Consider the following 15,359-nt stretch of genomic DNA (forward strand, 5'->3'; position numbering starts at 1 on the left):
GATCGGCAATTGACCGGTCACGTGCTCCGAAAAGCGGCGCAATCGACCTCTAACTCACTCATCTTCAAGAAATTTCAGGCGGCGGTATGGACTTCTGCGATTTTGGCAGAGGCATCAAGTCGCAGTGGCGAGGCGCCGATTTCGAGCGTCACCTGCGTGTTGCGCAAAACGCCGCGAATACGCGCGAGCGAAAGCTCCGCGCTTGCCTTATCCGTGTCGGGGAAGACGGTAACGATCCCGGTTCCCTCGACGATCACGGCCAGATCTTCCATACGAACGAGCCGCCGGATCAGCCTGAGCGCGGGCCTGTCGACCTGAAGTGCCTGCGTTTCGGTCAGTGGCTCGCAAACCGGTTCGATCGACAACCGCATGACCGTAAGCGGCTTGTTCTGATGATGAGCGGCATTCTTGGCATTGTGGAGATAGAACCGGAATGACTTGGCGGAGATCGCTCCGTTCGCACCTTCAAGCGCGTCCTGGCTGCGCAGCAGCATTTCCTGTGTCTGGCGATCGAGACGACGGGCTCGAATGCTCGTGGTGAGACGCAGGAACAGGTCCGCTTGTGTGGAGCGAAGCGTGAGCACATCGTTGGCTTGGGACCGGTACGCCTCTTCCGCTGTCTCCTTGTCGAGACCTTCCGTTAACAGGATCACGGGCAGGTCATGATGAACAGGGTTATTCCGCAACAACATAAGCGTGTCGATCGCGTCGGCGTTTTCCTGGTCGAGGACCACAGCGTCGAAGAATTTCCAACTCAGGTAGAGGTTCGCCATATCGGCGCTAAGTGCGGCAACAAGCTGGATCTTCACACCCAACACGGATTCGATTTGCGCGAAATTGCCGCGCGTTCCGACGACGAGCAGGGATGGGCGATTGTCCGCCTGGCCACCCGAGACAGACATCGAGGGGCGTGGAACGTCATTTCCCAGCTGCTTCAACGTGTCGATGCGAACGCCGGCTTCGCGCTTCCTGGTATTGAGGCGGATGAGCGAATGGATCTGGCTTGCGACCGCTACGGGAGGAATTGGGTGCGTGAGTATAGCGTCGGGCCTGAGCGTCTCGGCCCCATGGAACGGACCCGCCGCCAGGCAGACGAGCGGAATGTCTTTATCTCCAAGGACGCGTTCTGTCGCATGAGCGAGCCGAACGAAATCCTCGATCGGCATGCCGAGGCCATCGACCACCACTGCCTCGACGGCTCCGTCGCTCTGAAGGAGTTCGTTCAATTGCTCAGGGCGCGTGAAACGATGAAGTCGGCCGATCATATGGCCGAGATCGTCCCAAAATTCATCATTGCCGCGGCCCGGCTCACACAAGGCGGCAACTGTGCCAGTCAGCGGCATTTTGCGATCAACCTTCAAGGAGCATCCTGACAACACGATGTCACGAGGCACTTAAGGGGAGGCTAACGCAGAAGTAAAAACACGAAGGCAAGATAGGGAGTTAAGTCGTCTCGCATATTGTATTGGTCGATTGCTTATTTTGGCGTGCGCTCAGCTGGTTCGGCACGAGCATCGCCCATTCGCCGCCGCACCGTTCGCACTTCCTCAGTAGAGAATTTCGGCTCAGTGGAGACGGCCGGAGAGGGATCCCCGGCCTCGGGCCACAGGTGGCAATTGCAAGTGAAGGAAAGCCCGTCGGTGGGGGGCCGAATGCGCTCCGGGGCCGCGGGTCTCAAACGGCTTTTCGAACGTCTTGCAGCAAGGCTTCCAGAGCTTTTCTGTTGACGAAACCGCTCTCGGAACGCGGGATCGCATCAACCATGACGAAATCCGCCGGCCGTCCCTGAAGCCCGATCTTGCGTCCATCGAGAAAGGCGTCGAAGGCGACGCGGTCGAAGGGTTTTCCAGATCCGCGCACCAGCGCTGCGTAGAGGCGCGTGCCAAGGATGGGATCGCGGCCGAGAAATGCCGCGGCATCCAGAACCCCGTCGAATTCCTTGTAGAGCGTATCGAGGGAAACGAGATCCAGGCTGATGCCACCGATCAGACCGGAATTGCCGAGGAACGGATTGACGTCGAGATGCGTGACGTGGTCACTGTCGCCAAGACCCATCAATCGGGTGCGCAGGTAACCGTCCGCGGCATCGGGCCAATCCACGCTCGGAGCGCCGGGCCATGCGCATTCGGGCACCATGGCCCCGCGCACGAGAAGGCTGGCTGCGCCGCCGCCCCTGGTGGCTCCGCCATCAGCCGTGTCGAGCTTCAATTCGACAACCGAGATCCCGTTACTTCCTTCACGCACCCTCAAGGGGAGTGCCTGGGAATAGGTGCCGTCTTCCCGTCGCTGGGTTATCGCAGCGAATTCCTGGATAAGCGTGACGTCGACGACCGTGTGGCCGGAAATCGGGTCGCCCTCGCGCTCCGTTCCCGATTGCCAGATTGCTGCCAGCGTCGTTGCCTCTTTCAGGTGTCGGGCGGTGCGCGAGGCCAGTTGCCCGGGCACCACAACCAGATCTGCCTCCACCGCCTTTGCGTGACGCGCGATGCCCGACAGATCTTCTGGATGGTGCAAGTGCAGCGTGCCCCCCGAAAGAAGCCACGGTACGATGCCGCAGCCCAGCCCCGCGAGGCCTGTCATCGAGTAGGGCAGGACGATTTTCGCCCCGTCCGCGATCCGGCTTTCCAGTATGGTGGCCAGCCCGGCGGCGACCCAGTGATTGTGTGTGCGCGGAACGGGAAGGGGGCGGCCGGATGCCCCGACCGTCCAGGTGAGGGTCGCGAGATGATCCGCCGCCCTGTCGCCACGGATGATGTCGGCCGGCGGAATCTCGTCGCCGACTTCGGCGAGGACCGTCGAGAGCGAGATCAGGCCATCGGGAAGGTTGTCGCCCAGGCCCAGAACGTAGCGCAGTCCGAACACCTCCACCGCCGCATCGCGCATCCAGTCCGCCGCCGCCGCACCTTCCAGCCGGTCGGTGGTGATGACGGCCTTCGCACTGGCCATCGAGAGCGCATCCGCGATTTCCCGGCCGCGCCAGACCAGCGGGATGGGCGTGACGATGAGGCCAGCGCGCAGCGCCGCGAGTATGATCACGGCGGCATCGGTCGTATTGGGAAGCTGCAGGCCGATCACGCTGTCGGGCGTCAGTCCAAGCGCCTTGAAGAGCCCGGCGAGGCGGGAGATTTCCCGATCCGCCTCCTCGTAGGTGAGGCTGCGGGCATCACCGCTCGTCCAAGAGGCGCGGTTTGGCTCGTCCACGAGCGCGAGGCGCTCGGGATGCTTCTTCGCGGTCTTGCGAAACAATGCGTCGAGTGCCACCCGGCCCCAGACGCCGGATGCATAGTTGCGCTCGATTGTGGACGCGGGCGAAAGGATCATGCGCCCCTCCTCGACAATGGGGTTGGGCTCATTGAACCGTGTCATCATACCACCAGGTGTCCAAGCGATAGCCCGTGAGCGGGGTGGTTTCGGTCGGCACGACGTGGCGCCATCTGGCAATCCAGTCTGCGGGCAGGTGAAAGAGCGGCACGACATAGAAGCCGGAAATCAGGACCCGGTCGAAAGCGCGCACGGCCGTGACGAAGTCCTTCCGGCTGCGAGCCTTCAGCATGGCTTCGATCATTGCATCGAGAGCGGGTTCGCGCGCGCCCGCGAAATTGAACGAGCCTTCCTGATCGGCGCTTGCCACCGACCAGCGCAACGTCTGCTCGTTTCCCGGCGAAAGCGATGCCGTCCAGGTCGCGACCGTCATATCGTAGTCAAAGGCGATGCGCCTTCGCTCGTACTGAGCGGAATCGACCGTGCGCACGGAAACCTCGATACCGATCCGCTTCAGCGTTCGGGCATAGGCGAGGGCCAGCCGCTCCTCGTCGGACGAACGTGTCAGGATCTCGAAGGCCAGCGGTTCTCCGGTCTTCGCGTCGACCATCTTGCTGTTTCTGATCGTCCACCCTGCCTCGCGCAGCATGGCGACGGCGTTGGCGAGGGGCGCGCGGTCCGTTCCGCTTCCGTCCGTGTGAGGAGGGCGCCAGGTGCCGGACATGACTTGTGGGTCGACGGCCTTCGGGAACGGGGCAAGCAGAACCTTTTCTGCGTCCGATGCTGGCCGGTCGATCGAGGAAAGGTCCGATCCGTCGAAATAGCCTCGGGTGCGCTCGTAGAGACCGTAGTAGAGATTCTTGTTCACCCATTCGAAATCGAACAGCTGAACGAGCGCCCGGCGGACGCGTATATCGGAAAAGATCGGCCGGCGCACGTTGAACACGAAACCGGTCATTCCGGCGGGCTGGTTGTTCTCGAAGCTCTGCTTGATCACGTCGCCCTTTTTCACGGCCGGAAAATTGTAGCTTTGTGCCCAACGCTTCGGGTCGGTCTCGATCAGAAGGTCGATGATGCCCTTCTTGAAGGCCTCGAAGAGCGAGTTACGGTCGCGGAAGTATTCAATTCGGATTTCATCGAAATTGTCGTGTCCCACCTTTACCGGCGCGTTGGCGCCCCAGTAGTCGGGGTTGCGCTTCAGTACGATGGAATTGCCGGGATCGACCTTGTCGACCGTATACGGTCCGGACCCGATCGGAAGGGCGAGCGAGGACTTGTCGAAATCGGCAGGGTCAAGCGCATGTTCGGGCAAGATCGGCGCGAGGCCGATCAGGAGTGGCAACTCGCGATCCTTGCCGTCTTCGAAAATCAGCCGCACGGTGCGTGCATCGCGACTTTCCATGCGCACGATCTTCTTGAACCAGGTACGGTAGTGCGGACGGCCGGACTTGCGCAGGAGCGCAAGGGAAAAGATCACGTCTTCCGCCGTGACCGGCGTGCCGTCTGAGAATTTGGCCTCCTTGCGCAGACGAAACTCGACCCAGTCGCGCTCCGGCGGCGTCTCGACGCTTTCGGCAAGCAGGCCGTAGAGAGAGAACGGTTCGTCCCGATTACGTACAAGCAGGCTCTCGTAGACGTTGTTGCCGAATTGATAGTCCCACAAGCCCCGCGCCGCCACGCCCTTGATGATAAAAGGATTGAGGCTGTCGAACGTGCCCTGGACGCCTAAGGTTATGGTGCCCCCTTTGGGCGCGTCCGGATTGACGTAGGGGAGGTACTTGAAGCCTGCGGGCAGGGTCGGGTCGCCATGCATCGCAATGCCGGCAGCGGGGTCTGCCCGGCTGGGCGTTGCGGCGAGGCCGAAGGCCATCGCGCCTGCGATCACAAGGGTGGCAAGTGAAGCCAGGAGAGGGGCCTGTCGCAGTCCTCGCATCGACGCACCCAGCAACGCCTGGCCCGGACGTGACTGCCGCACCCTGCACACGAAAGCATTTACCATAAACAGCGTCGCCGTCATGTCTAACGCCCGGCCACGTGCCCGGTTTACCCTGCATGTGACCGGCGAACTGCGAAAAAACCGTTGATTCTGATGCGCATCCTATCACACAAGAGGGCCGCTCGGTCCTTCGTAGTAGTCGGAATGACTGGCATTTGAGGAATTGAGCCGTTATTCATGCGGCGCAACACGAAGGCAGTCACCGTCTCGCCGCAATTGGCGGCGATGGAGGACCCGAGATATCGGGGCGGTAACGCAAGGCGGGGCCTGAACGGGGCCAGCTGCCGGGAAACAGGGAAGCAAGGACGAATTCGTATGGCCAATAGGTACTCCGGAGTTCGAGCCGTGGCGCAGGGAGCGCTCGCCGCGCTGGCCGTGCTCGGCTACACCAGCATAGCATCCGCGCAGTCCTCGGACGCGCCCGCCGCTCAACCCGGGGCCGAGTCCGCTTGGACCAAGGTTTGCAACACCGATCCCAAGAGCAAGAAAAAGATCTGCATGACCTTGCAGAACAAGGCGACCGATACGGGGCAGCTTCTGGCCCAGGTCGCCATTCGCGAGATCGAGGGAGAGGACCGCAAGTCCATGGCGGTTATCGTGCCGCCGGGAATGCTCATCCAGCCGGGTCTGCGCGTCCAGATCGACGGCGGCCAGCAGAAGGCAGGCAAGTACAACATCTGCTTCTCCAACGGCTGCGTTGGCGAATTTCTGATCGACGATGCCTTCATCGCAGCTCTGAAGAAGGGCAGCAACCTCGTGCTGACCACGCTGAACCAGCAGAACAAACCGGTACAGCTTGAGCTGACGCTGATCGGCTTCACCAAGGTCTTCGAGGGTGAGGGGCTGAGCCCGCAGGATCTGCAGGCCAAGCAGCAGAAGCTCCAGCAGGAGCTGCAAAAGCGTGCCGAGGATGCCCGCGAAAAGCTGATCGAGCAGCAGAAGAAGGCGACGCAGTCCGAGTGATTGCCGCCGAGCGTCACCGCTAGAGCAAATTTCGACCGGATCGAATCGGTCCGGTCGATGAGAAACCGCTCCAAGATCTGCGCGGGCGACTTCTGTAGCGAGAATGCGGGTCTCAACGGCTCGTACGGAACAAGAAAACGGCGGCGCCTCGATGAGACGCCGCCTTTTTGTCTGCTGCCGGGGGCGCTGCCTGCCGCTCGCGCCGTGATCAGGTACGTGCCGCATTGAAGGCGGCGAACCCGCCTTCCAGATCGGCGATCAGATCGGCGGGATCTTCAAGGCCGATATGAAGCCGCAGCAGCGGGCCTGCGGCATCCCAGGAGGTGGCCGTGCGGATGGCCTTCGGCCGCGGCCAGGTGAGCAGGCTTTCGAAGCCACCCCAGGAATAGCCAAGGCCAAATATCTCGAGGGCGTTGATAAACGCCTTCACAGCATCGTCCGATGCGGGCGCGAGTTCCACGGAGAAGAGGCCGCTGGCGCCAGCGAAGTCGCGCTTCCAGATCTCGTGACCGGGCGCACCGGGCAGTGCCGGGTAGAATACCTGTGCAACCTCTTCTCGTCCGGAAAGCCAGCCGGCGACTTCCAGCGCGTTTTTCATGTGCCGTTCCAGCCGTACGCCCATCGTGCGCAGGCCGCGCAAAGCCAGGTAGATGTCGTCCGGTCCCGCGCACATGCCCATGTCGCCATGCGTCTTTTCAAGCGCTTTCCACGCCCGCTCGCTCGCAGCAACCGTTCCGAGCATCACGTCGGAATGTCCGACGATGTATTTCGTACCTGCCTGGATCGAAAGGTCCACGCCATGTTCGATCGGCTTGAAGTAGAGCGGTGACGCCCAGGTGTTGTCGTTGAGCACGATCGCATCGCGCTTGTGCGCCATCTCCGCGATCGCGGGAATGTCCTGCATTTCGAAGGTGAGAGAGCCCGGCGCCTCGGTGAAAACGGCCCGCGTCTCCGGTCGGAAGGCGGCTTCGAGGGCGTCGAGATCAAGCGGATCGTAGTAGCTGACGGAGACGCCGAAGCGGTTCAGCACGGAATTGCAGAAGTTGCGGCACGGGCCGTAGACGGAATCCGCCACCAGCAAATGGTCGCCCGCCGACAGGCACGATTGCAGGGCGACCGCGATGGCGGCGAGGCCGGAAGGAGCGAGCCGCGTTCCCGCCGCGCCTTCCAGTGCGCTGACCGCCTCTTCAAGCGCATCGGAAGTTGGGGTGCCGCGCCGGGCGTAAGTGTAGCGCTGTCCGCCTTCGATCATCGTCTCGATGTCGGGAAACAAAACCGTAGAGGCATGTATGACAGGCGGATTGACGAAACCGTGATTATCTTGCGGGTGTCGCCCGATATGGGCGAGCAGGGTATCGGGGTGAGTTGTAGTGTCTGGCTTTTTCTTGGTCATGTTCACGATCTGTGCAATTGCAAATGGGTGATGTTTGAGCAGATGTAACGCATCTGGGTCGCAGGCTAGAGGATGCTCTTGACCCGACTTTCCAAATGTCCTCGAATAAGTCCATGGGGCGACCATGGATAGCCGCGCCGGTTGGGCGGAGAAAAACGTACTGGCAGGCGGTCTCTTTCTCATTATACGAGTTTGTACTTAGTCGCCCCCAATACGCTAATGCATCAACCGGGCAACAGAAAAGGCTTCAATCGATGACAATTAAATTATTGCCGCTCGCATTGGGAGCAGCGCTTGGAATGGCCGTTACGGCTGCAAGCGGCGCGACGTTGGACGATGTCAAGGCAAAGGGGTTTGTTCAGTGCGGCGTGAGCCAGGGGCTGCCGGGATTTTCTAACCCGGATTCCGCCGGCAATTGGTCCGGCCTTGACGTGGACTTCTGCAAGGCGATGGCAGCCGCCATTTTCGGCGACCCTTCAGCCGCGAAGTACACGCCGCTTTCCGCCAAGGAGCGATTTACGGCGCTGCAGTCCGGCGAAATCGATGTGTTGCCGCGCAATACCACCTGGACGATGACGCGTGACACCACACTCGGGCTCAATTTCGTTGGCGTGAACTATTATGACGGCCAGGGCTTCATGGTCCGCAAGGCGCTTGGTGTTTCCTCCGCGCTGGAACTCTCGGGAGCCTCCATATGCACCAATACCGGCACGACAACGGAACTCAACGTGGCCGACTATTTCCGCGCCAACAACATGCCCTACGAAATCGTCGCCTTCGAGAAGTCCGATGAGGTCGTTCAGGCCTACGATTCCGGGCGTTGCGATGTCTACACGACCGATGCGTCCGGTCTTTATGCCCAGCGCCTCAAGCTCACCAATCCGGACGACCACATGGTTCTGCCCGAGATCATCTCCAAGGAGCCGCTCGGACCGGTCGTGCGCCAGGGCGACGACCAGTGGTTCAATGTCGCGAAGTGGACCCTTTTCGCGATGATCAATGCCGAAGAGCTTGGCGTGACCAAGGCCAATGTCGAGGACATGAAGTCGTCCGACAATCCCGCGGTCAAGCGGCTTCTCGGCCTTGAAGGATCGTACGGGGAGGCCATCGGTCTTTCGAACGACTGGGCACTGAACCTTATCAAGGCTGTCGGCAATTATGGCGAGGTCTTCGACAATAATGTCGGTCCGGATACCCCGCTCGGCATCTCCCGCGGCCTCAACGCCCTGTGGTCGAAGGGCGGCATCATGTACGCCCCGCCGATCCGGTAAGGATCTGCTTCGCCCGGCCGGATGTGATCCGGCCGGGCGTTTCATATGCGGACCGGGCTGACTGATACGAAGTTGATTGCAGGGGCCTCCTGCCGCGAAGGCGGTCGGGAGCGAGCTTCAGGCATCTGCGTTCCGAAATTTCAATTGGAACGCGGCCTTTGGCGACTGTCCCGCGCTCGGGATCCGGCAATGAAGACCCGGCAATGAAGACATGGTGCGGGCCGGTCGGGCGGTGCCCGACGGAGCTTTGTGCACTCAAGACATCCGAGGGGCGGCTGTCGCAGGAAATGGGCGAGAACAATGGCTGTTCAGGAGCATTCTTCGGCGGATGAACCGCCGCGCGGATCGATTTTGAATGATCCCCGGGTCCGCAGCGTATTCTACCAGTTGGTTGTGGTGGCGATCATCGTCATCCTGGGATGGGAGATCGTCTCCAACACCATGGCCAATCTGAAGAGGCAGGAAATCGCCTCGGGATTTGGCTTTCTCGAGAATACTGCCGGTTTCGGCATCATTCAGACGCTGGTCCACTACACCGAGACATCCAACTACGGCAGGGCCCTGCTTGTCGGCCTGCTGAACACGATGCTCGTTGCGGTCATCGGTGTGGCGATGGCGACGATCATCGGCTTCATTGTCGGCGTGGGGCGGCTTTCAAGTAACTGGATCATTGCCAAGCTCGCCTATCTCTATGTCGAGATCCTGCGCAACATCCCGCTGCTGCTGCAGATCTTCTTCTGGTATTTCGCGGTTCTGAGGGCAGTGCCGAGTCCGCGCAACAGCGTTACCTTTCTCGATAGCATCTTCATAAACAATCGAGGCATCTACGGCCCCAAGGCGCTCTTCGGTGAGGGGTCTGTCGCCATCGGCATCGCGCTTCTGCTGGCAGTTGCTGGATCCATCGTCCTGCACGTGTGGGCGCGCAAGCGCCAGGAGGCGACGGGACAGCGATTTCGCTCGGGTCTTTCCGCGCTTGGCATGATCATCGGCTTGCCGGTTGTCGCGTACTTCGCAAGCGGAATGCCTGTATCGGTCGAATATCCGGTGCTGCGCGGCTTCAATTTCGTCGGCGGCTTGCAACTCACGCCGGAATTCGTGGCGCTTGTTCTCGCGCTGTCGATTTACACCGCCTCGTTCATCGCGGAGATCGTGCGCGCCGGCATTCTGGCGGTGAGCCATGGCCAGACCGAAGCGGCCGGCGCGCTTGGGCTGCGGCCCGGGCCGACGCTGCGGCTCGTCGTCATCCCTCAGGCGATGCGTGTGATCATTCCGCCCCTGACCAGCCAGTACCTGAACCTCACCAAGAACTCGTCTCTGGCGGTCGCTATCGCCTATCCCGACCTCGTCTCCGTCGGAGGAACGGTGCTCAACCAGACGGGACAGGCAATCGAGATCATCGGGATCTGGATGTTCGTCTACCTGTCCTTGAGCCTCATCACGTCGGCATTCATGAATTGGTACAACCAGCGCATGGCGCTGGTGGAGAGGTAGGAGGACGCAATGGCTGCAACCGACGTTCATTACGTCCGAGATGAAATGGCCCCGGTTCTGCCGCCGCCGGCGGCGAGCGGCGGACTGCTCGGCTGGATGCGGGCAAATCTGTTCTCCTCCCTTGGCAATACGGCGCTGACTCTGGTCGGCGTCCTGATCCTCTGGCTGCTGTTTGAGCCGCTGATCCGCTTCGCTCTGATCGATGCGGTCTGGACGGGAGCCAACCGGGAGGCGTGCCTCGGTCATCACGGTGCCTGCTGGCCTTATGTTGCAGACTACTTCTCGCAATTCATCTATGGCCGCTATCCCCTCGGAGAGCGCTGGCGGGTCGATATCGTCTTTGCCGCATTTGCCTTCGGCCTCGTGCCGCTGCTGGTCCCCTCCGCGCCTCTCAAGCGGGCGAATGTCATCTTCATGCTGGTCGTGTTTCCCGTCGCCGCCTACTTCCTGCTTACCGGCGGTTTCGGGATGGAGATCGTGGAGACGGCAAACTGGGGCGGGCTTCTGGTCACGCTCGTCATTGCGGTGACGGGCATTGTTGCCTCCTTGCCGCTCGGCATCGTCCTGGCGCTCGGGCGGCGGTCGCAGATGCCGGTGGTCCGGTTGGCCTCGGTCGTCTTCATCGAGTTCTGGCGGGGTGTTCCGCTGATCACCGTGCTGTTCATGTCTTCGGTGATGCTGCCCCTGTTTCTTCCTGAGGGCGTGACGTTCGACAAGTTGCTTCGGGCGCTCATCGGTGTCGCGCTTTTCGCCTCCGCCTATATGGCGGAAGTGGTGCGCGGCGGCCTTCAGGCGATCCCGAAGGGACAATATGAAGGAGCTATGGCACTGGGCCTGCGCTACTGGCAGATGATGGGCCTGATCATTATGCCGCAGGCGCTGAAAATGGTCATCCCGGGTATTGTCAATACTTTCATCGGGCTGTTCAAGGACACCACGCTGGTGCTAATCATTGGACTGTTCGATCTTCTGGGCCAGATTCAGTCGTCTTATACGGATCCGACGTGGGCGACGCCGACGCAAAGCCATACCGGATACCTTTTTGCGGCGGCGATCTACTGGACCTTCTGTTTCTCGATGTCGCGCTATTCCATTTTCATGGAGAAGCGGCTGCACACCGGGCACAAGCGATAATGGCCGGCGGGCCAGGAACAACCTTTGAGGGTGAAAACATGAGTGAAACGGCAGCCATGACCGCCGAAGCCAAGCCGAAGATGGCCGTGTCCGAGACCGATGTCGCTATCGAGATCGTCGGTATGAACAAGTGGTACGGTGATTTCCACGTCCTGAAGGATATCAACCTGAAGGTGATGCGCGGTGAGCGGATCGTCGTTTGCGGGCCGTCCGGATCGGGCAAATCCACCATGATCCGGTGCATCAACCGTCTGGAGGAGCACCAGAAGGGCGATATCATCGTCGACGGCATCACATTGACGAACGACCTCAAGCGCATCGACGAGATCCGCCGGGAGGTCGGGATGGTGTTCCAGCACTTCAATCTCTTCCCGCACCTGACGATCCTGGAAAACTGCACGCTTGCGCCGATCTGGGTGCGCAAGATGCCGAAGAAGCAGGCGGAAGAGGTCGCCATGCATTATCTGGAGCGGGTCAAGATCCCCGAGCAGGCGCTCAAATATCCGGGCCAGCTTTCAGGTGGCCAGCAACAGCGTGTGGCCATCGCCCGTTCGTTGTGCATGAACCCGCGCATCATGCTCTTCGATGAGCCGACTTCGGCGCTCGATCCGGAAATGATCAAGGAGGTGCTGGACGTGATGGTGGGCCTGGCGGAAGAGGGCATGACCATGCTCTGCGTGACCCATGAAATGGGCTTCGCGCGTCAGGTCGCGAACCGGGTCATCTTCATGGATGCGGGCCAGATCGTGGAAGAGAACGCCCCCGAGCCCTTCTTCACGAACCCGCAGCATGAGCGTACTCAGCTGTTCCTGAGCCAGATCCTGCACTGATCTGTCGCTGAACAGTTCGGTCTATTGCGAAAGGCACGCCAAAAAGCAGGGGTGCCTTTTCCTTGACCGGTGTTCTCCGCCATGCCACGCGCCCCGTCGGTAGATTTGTTCCTGCCTGTTCTCCTGCTTTGGTTCTGGGGGCTTTCATGCGGATGGAATTTGGTTTCAACGGTGTTCCTGCCGCCTGTGCGGTTTTGCTCTTCGGTATCGCACTCGGCGGGTGCAGTTCCGCAGCCTTCAAGGAATCGACCACGACCCAGCGGGCAAAGGTCTATGGCGCTTGCGTCAGAGAGCATAATGGTGGCGAAGGCATCCGCTTTTCCGCTCACGTCAGCACTGAAAAGAAGTTCACCTTCGACGACTTCACGCCGCTTGAACCGCTGACGGATGAGCAGACCGTGCTGATCCGCACCTGCTACGAGGCCCGCGCGGCGGGTATCGAATAGAGGCTGGCAGGCCGACGGCGCTTCCCGGGCGACGCCGCAGCTTTTGGCGACCGCAAGACGGAGATCGACCTTTGTCGCTGCACTCTCTGAAATCGGCGCAATTTCCGCAGTGTCCCGTACATATCCCATGCGAACGTGCCTCAGGGGATCCGCTCTTTTTCGTCGCAAGGATGAAGCGGGAGCGATCGTCTTCGAGCCTCTTTGAGGCAGGGAGCCCGCTGTTGCGGACTTGAACTGTACGCGTTCGCGGGCTCCATCGGGCTTCGGCCTCACCTGACGAAAGGCCATAAGAGGAGACTATGGGTCTCAAAGGAAATTCGGATTAACAGCGACGAACGTCTCTGCACGACACTTCCCCTACGTTCGAACAGCAGGAAAACGCGGCGAACGATCTCGGGGAGGGGAAAATATGCGGTTTCCGAAGCGTCTTGGCTCATTGAGCCAGGAGCAGATCGTATTTCTGATCACGATCTGCATGTTTCTTGTCTTCTCGCTGACGCTCGACAATTTTCTCGCGACCAGCAACATATTGTCTCTCCTGCGCTCCGTCGCGGTTCTAGGTATTCTTGGTCTGGGAATGCTGATCGTGGTGCTGGGGCGCGGGATCGACCTCTCGATGGTCGCCAACATGGCGATTTCCGTCGCCTGGACGATCCAGCTCGTGCGCGTCGGCATGCCGCTTGGCTGGGCCCTGACGACCGGGCTCGGCTTTTCGCTGCTGATGAGCGCCATTACCGGTGTGCTCATCGCCTATGCCGAAATCCCGGCGATCTTCGCAACGCTCGCCATGGGAACGTTCATCTACGGTTTCGGCCGGGCGCATCTGATCACGGGGACCGACGTCGTCTACCTTCCCGCCGAATTCGGCTGGGCGAGCGCGATCGGGCAGGGAAAGCTCGCCGGTATCCCGGTCCCCATCCTTCTGGCGATTGCGATGGCCATCATCGCCTACCTGTTCCTGCGGTATTCGAAGCTCGGCTGGAACATCTTCAACATCGGCGACAATCAGTCCGCCGCGCGTATCAGCGGCATACCCGTGCGTCCGGTCATCGTCCTGAAATACGTGCTGAGCGGCGGGGCGGCTTATGTCGCCGGACTGATCACGGCGACCGCTGTGCAGTCGATGAACACGCGCATCGTCAATTCCAACATGATCTACGACGTGATCCTGATCGTCGTGCTCGGCGGCGTCAGTCTGTCGGGTGGTCGCGGCAGCGTGCGCAATGTCATCGTCGGCACGCTGCTCATCGGCGTGCTCGTCAACGGCATGACGATCATGGACATCCAGTACACCATCCAGAACGTCATCAAGAGCCTGATCCTGCTGCTGGCGATCGTCGCCGACAGCCTGATCAATCCGCGCGACGAACAGACCGGACAGCAGGGAGATATCTGACGCGCGAGGCACGTCTGACCGCCTTGGGAGGGGCGGGACGTGCTTCGTCAAGCTAGCGGCCCGGCTGCACCGGGCCGCATTGGGAGGAAATAACCATGAAATCGAATCGATTGAAGAAGCTGGCGTGTGCCGCCGTGGCCGCGCTGCCGTTGACCGTGGCCGCCGTCCACGCCCAGGAACCGAACGATCCGTTCCGCGGTCCCGCGCTTGAAGCGCTCAAGGGCAAATGGGTCGCCTATCTGCCGATTTCCGCCGGCTTCGATCTCGCCCAGGCCTGGGGCGGCGTGGTGAAGACGGAGGCCGAGCGCTACGGCATGAAGTTCACCATCCAGGATCCGAACTGGTCGACCGACGCGATGTCCCAGGGCATGACGTCGCTGATCGCGGAAAAGCCGGATGTCATCGTCACTCAGAACCCGGACACCCAGTCGCTCGCCCGCCTCATGATGCAGGCCCAGCGCCAGGGCATCGCAGTTATCCAGCTCAACATGCAGGGTGCCGTCCAGACCGATGCGTTCGTCGGTCCGGACTTCATCGCGCTTGGCCGGCAGGTGGCCAACATGATGGTCTCGAAATGCGGAGCGGACAGCAACACCTCGCACAAGATCTCCATCGTGCAGGGCGTTCTGACCGGTGGCGTCTCCTACTTCCAGATCCAGGGCATCATGGAGGTGCTGAAAGAGCATTCCGAAATCAAGATCGTCTCCAGCCAGGCGGCCGACTGGGATGCCTCCAAGGCGCGTGCGGTGACGGAAACGGTGCTTCAGCAGAACCCCGATCTGTGCGGCATCATCGATGTCTGGGACGGCCAGGCGATCGGCACGGGCTCTGCGGTCAAGCAGGCCGGCATGTCGGACAAGGTCTATGTCGTGACCTCCGGCGGCGGCGCCAAGAGCACCTGCGATCTTCTGCGCGACGGCACTTTCTCGGCGGTCGTCAACTATGACGCCCCCGGCATGGGACGCGATGCCTGGACCGCGATCATGGTCGCCATGCAGAACGGCGGCGGGGCTAAGATGAAGACGCAGATCTACTCGCCCAGCTTCGTGATGACGAAGAACAACGTGGACGAGGCCTCCTGCTGGAACCCGGAAAACTACGCCAAGCTGCTTCGCTAGCTTCGCAATTTCACGAGCATCGCCGCGGGCTGGGAGGGAACAGCCCGCGGCAACGTGCGC

12 protein-coding genes are annotated in these 15,359 nt (G+C 60.9%); 8 read left to right on the plus strand and 4 right to left on the minus strand.

Annotated elements, in window-relative coordinates; translation table 11 throughout:
• Window positions 1–74: 74 nt before the first annotated feature.
• The 3 genes from C8N35_RS23650 to C8N35_RS11555 form a co-directional block, all read right to left on the minus strand.
• The gene (locus tag C8N35_RS23650; protein WP_146177383.1) at window positions 75–1,361 is read right to left on the minus strand and encodes a DNA-binding transcriptional response regulator; all 1,287 of its coding nucleotides are present in this window, start codon (window positions 1,359–1,361) and stop codon (window positions 75–77) included.
• Between the two features lie 313 nt (window positions 1,362–1,674).
• Window positions 1,675–3,321, minus strand: coding sequence for an AMP-binding protein (locus C8N35_RS11550; RefSeq protein ID WP_170122080.1), 1,647 nt, complete (start codon window positions 3,319–3,321; stop codon window positions 1,675–1,677).
• A 28-nt stretch (window positions 3,322–3,349) separates the two neighbouring features.
• On the minus strand, window positions 3,350–5,194 hold the full coding sequence (locus C8N35_RS11555) for an extracellular solute-binding protein (protein ID WP_170122081.1): 1,845 nt from the start codon (window positions 5,192–5,194) through the stop codon (window positions 3,350–3,352).
• 408 nt (window positions 5,195–5,602) lie between these two features.
• Between C8N35_RS11555 and C8N35_RS11560 the strand changes: the two genes are divergently transcribed.
• Complete coding sequence (locus tag C8N35_RS11560) at window positions 5,603–6,220, plus strand: invasion associated locus B family protein (protein WP_245926763.1); 618 nt, start codon at window positions 5,603–5,605, stop codon at window positions 6,218–6,220.
• A 208-nt stretch (window positions 6,221–6,428) separates the two neighbouring features.
• On the opposite strand, the gene metC is transcribed toward C8N35_RS11560, so the two are convergent.
• Window positions 6,429–7,613 (minus strand): cystathionine beta-lyase, encoded by a 1,185-nt coding sequence (metC, locus tag C8N35_RS11565; protein WP_107989845.1) that lies wholly within the window; start codon window positions 7,611–7,613, stop codon window positions 6,429–6,431.
• A gap of 299 nt (window positions 7,614–7,912) precedes the next feature.
• Between metC and C8N35_RS11570 the strand changes: the two genes are divergently transcribed.
• From C8N35_RS11570 to C8N35_RS11600, 7 genes are all read left to right on the plus strand, one after another.
• On the plus strand, window positions 7,913–8,884 hold the full coding sequence (locus C8N35_RS11570; protein ID WP_245926764.1) for an amino acid ABC transporter substrate-binding protein: 972 nt from the start codon (window positions 7,913–7,915) through the stop codon (window positions 8,882–8,884).
• 300 nt (window positions 8,885–9,184) lie between these two features.
• Window positions 9,185–10,375, plus strand: coding sequence for an amino acid ABC transporter permease (locus C8N35_RS11575; RefSeq protein ID WP_107989847.1), 1,191 nt, complete (start codon window positions 9,185–9,187; stop codon window positions 10,373–10,375).
• Between the two features lie 9 nt (window positions 10,376–10,384).
• Window positions 10,385–11,509, plus strand: a complete 1,125-nt coding sequence (locus C8N35_RS11580) for an amino acid ABC transporter permease (protein ID WP_107989848.1) — start codon at window positions 10,385–10,387, stop codon at window positions 11,507–11,509.
• A 38-nt stretch (window positions 11,510–11,547) separates the two neighbouring features.
• Window positions 11,548–12,339, plus strand: a complete 792-nt coding sequence (locus C8N35_RS11585; protein WP_107989984.1) for an amino acid ABC transporter ATP-binding protein — start codon at window positions 11,548–11,550, stop codon at window positions 12,337–12,339.
• 146 nt (window positions 12,340–12,485) lie between these two features.
• Window positions 12,486–12,785, plus strand: a complete 300-nt coding sequence (locus C8N35_RS11590) for a hypothetical protein (RefSeq protein ID WP_146177384.1) — start codon at window positions 12,486–12,488, stop codon at window positions 12,783–12,785.
• Window positions 12,786–13,194: 409 nt separating this feature from the next.
• Window positions 13,195–14,181, plus strand: coding sequence for an ABC transporter permease (locus tag C8N35_RS11595; RefSeq protein WP_107989850.1), 987 nt, complete (start codon window positions 13,195–13,197; stop codon window positions 14,179–14,181).
• A gap of 95 nt (window positions 14,182–14,276) precedes the next feature.
• Window positions 14,277–15,299 (plus strand): sugar ABC transporter substrate-binding protein, encoded by a 1,023-nt coding sequence (locus tag C8N35_RS11600; RefSeq protein WP_107989851.1) that lies wholly within the window; start codon window positions 14,277–14,279, stop codon window positions 15,297–15,299.
• Window positions 15,300–15,359 lie beyond the last annotated feature (60 nt).

Origin of the sequence: Breoghania corrubedonensis (assembly GCF_003053845.1) — a bacterium.
Taxonomy (GTDB): Bacteria; Pseudomonadota; Alphaproteobacteria; order Rhizobiales; family Stappiaceae; genus Breoghania; species Breoghania corrubedonensis.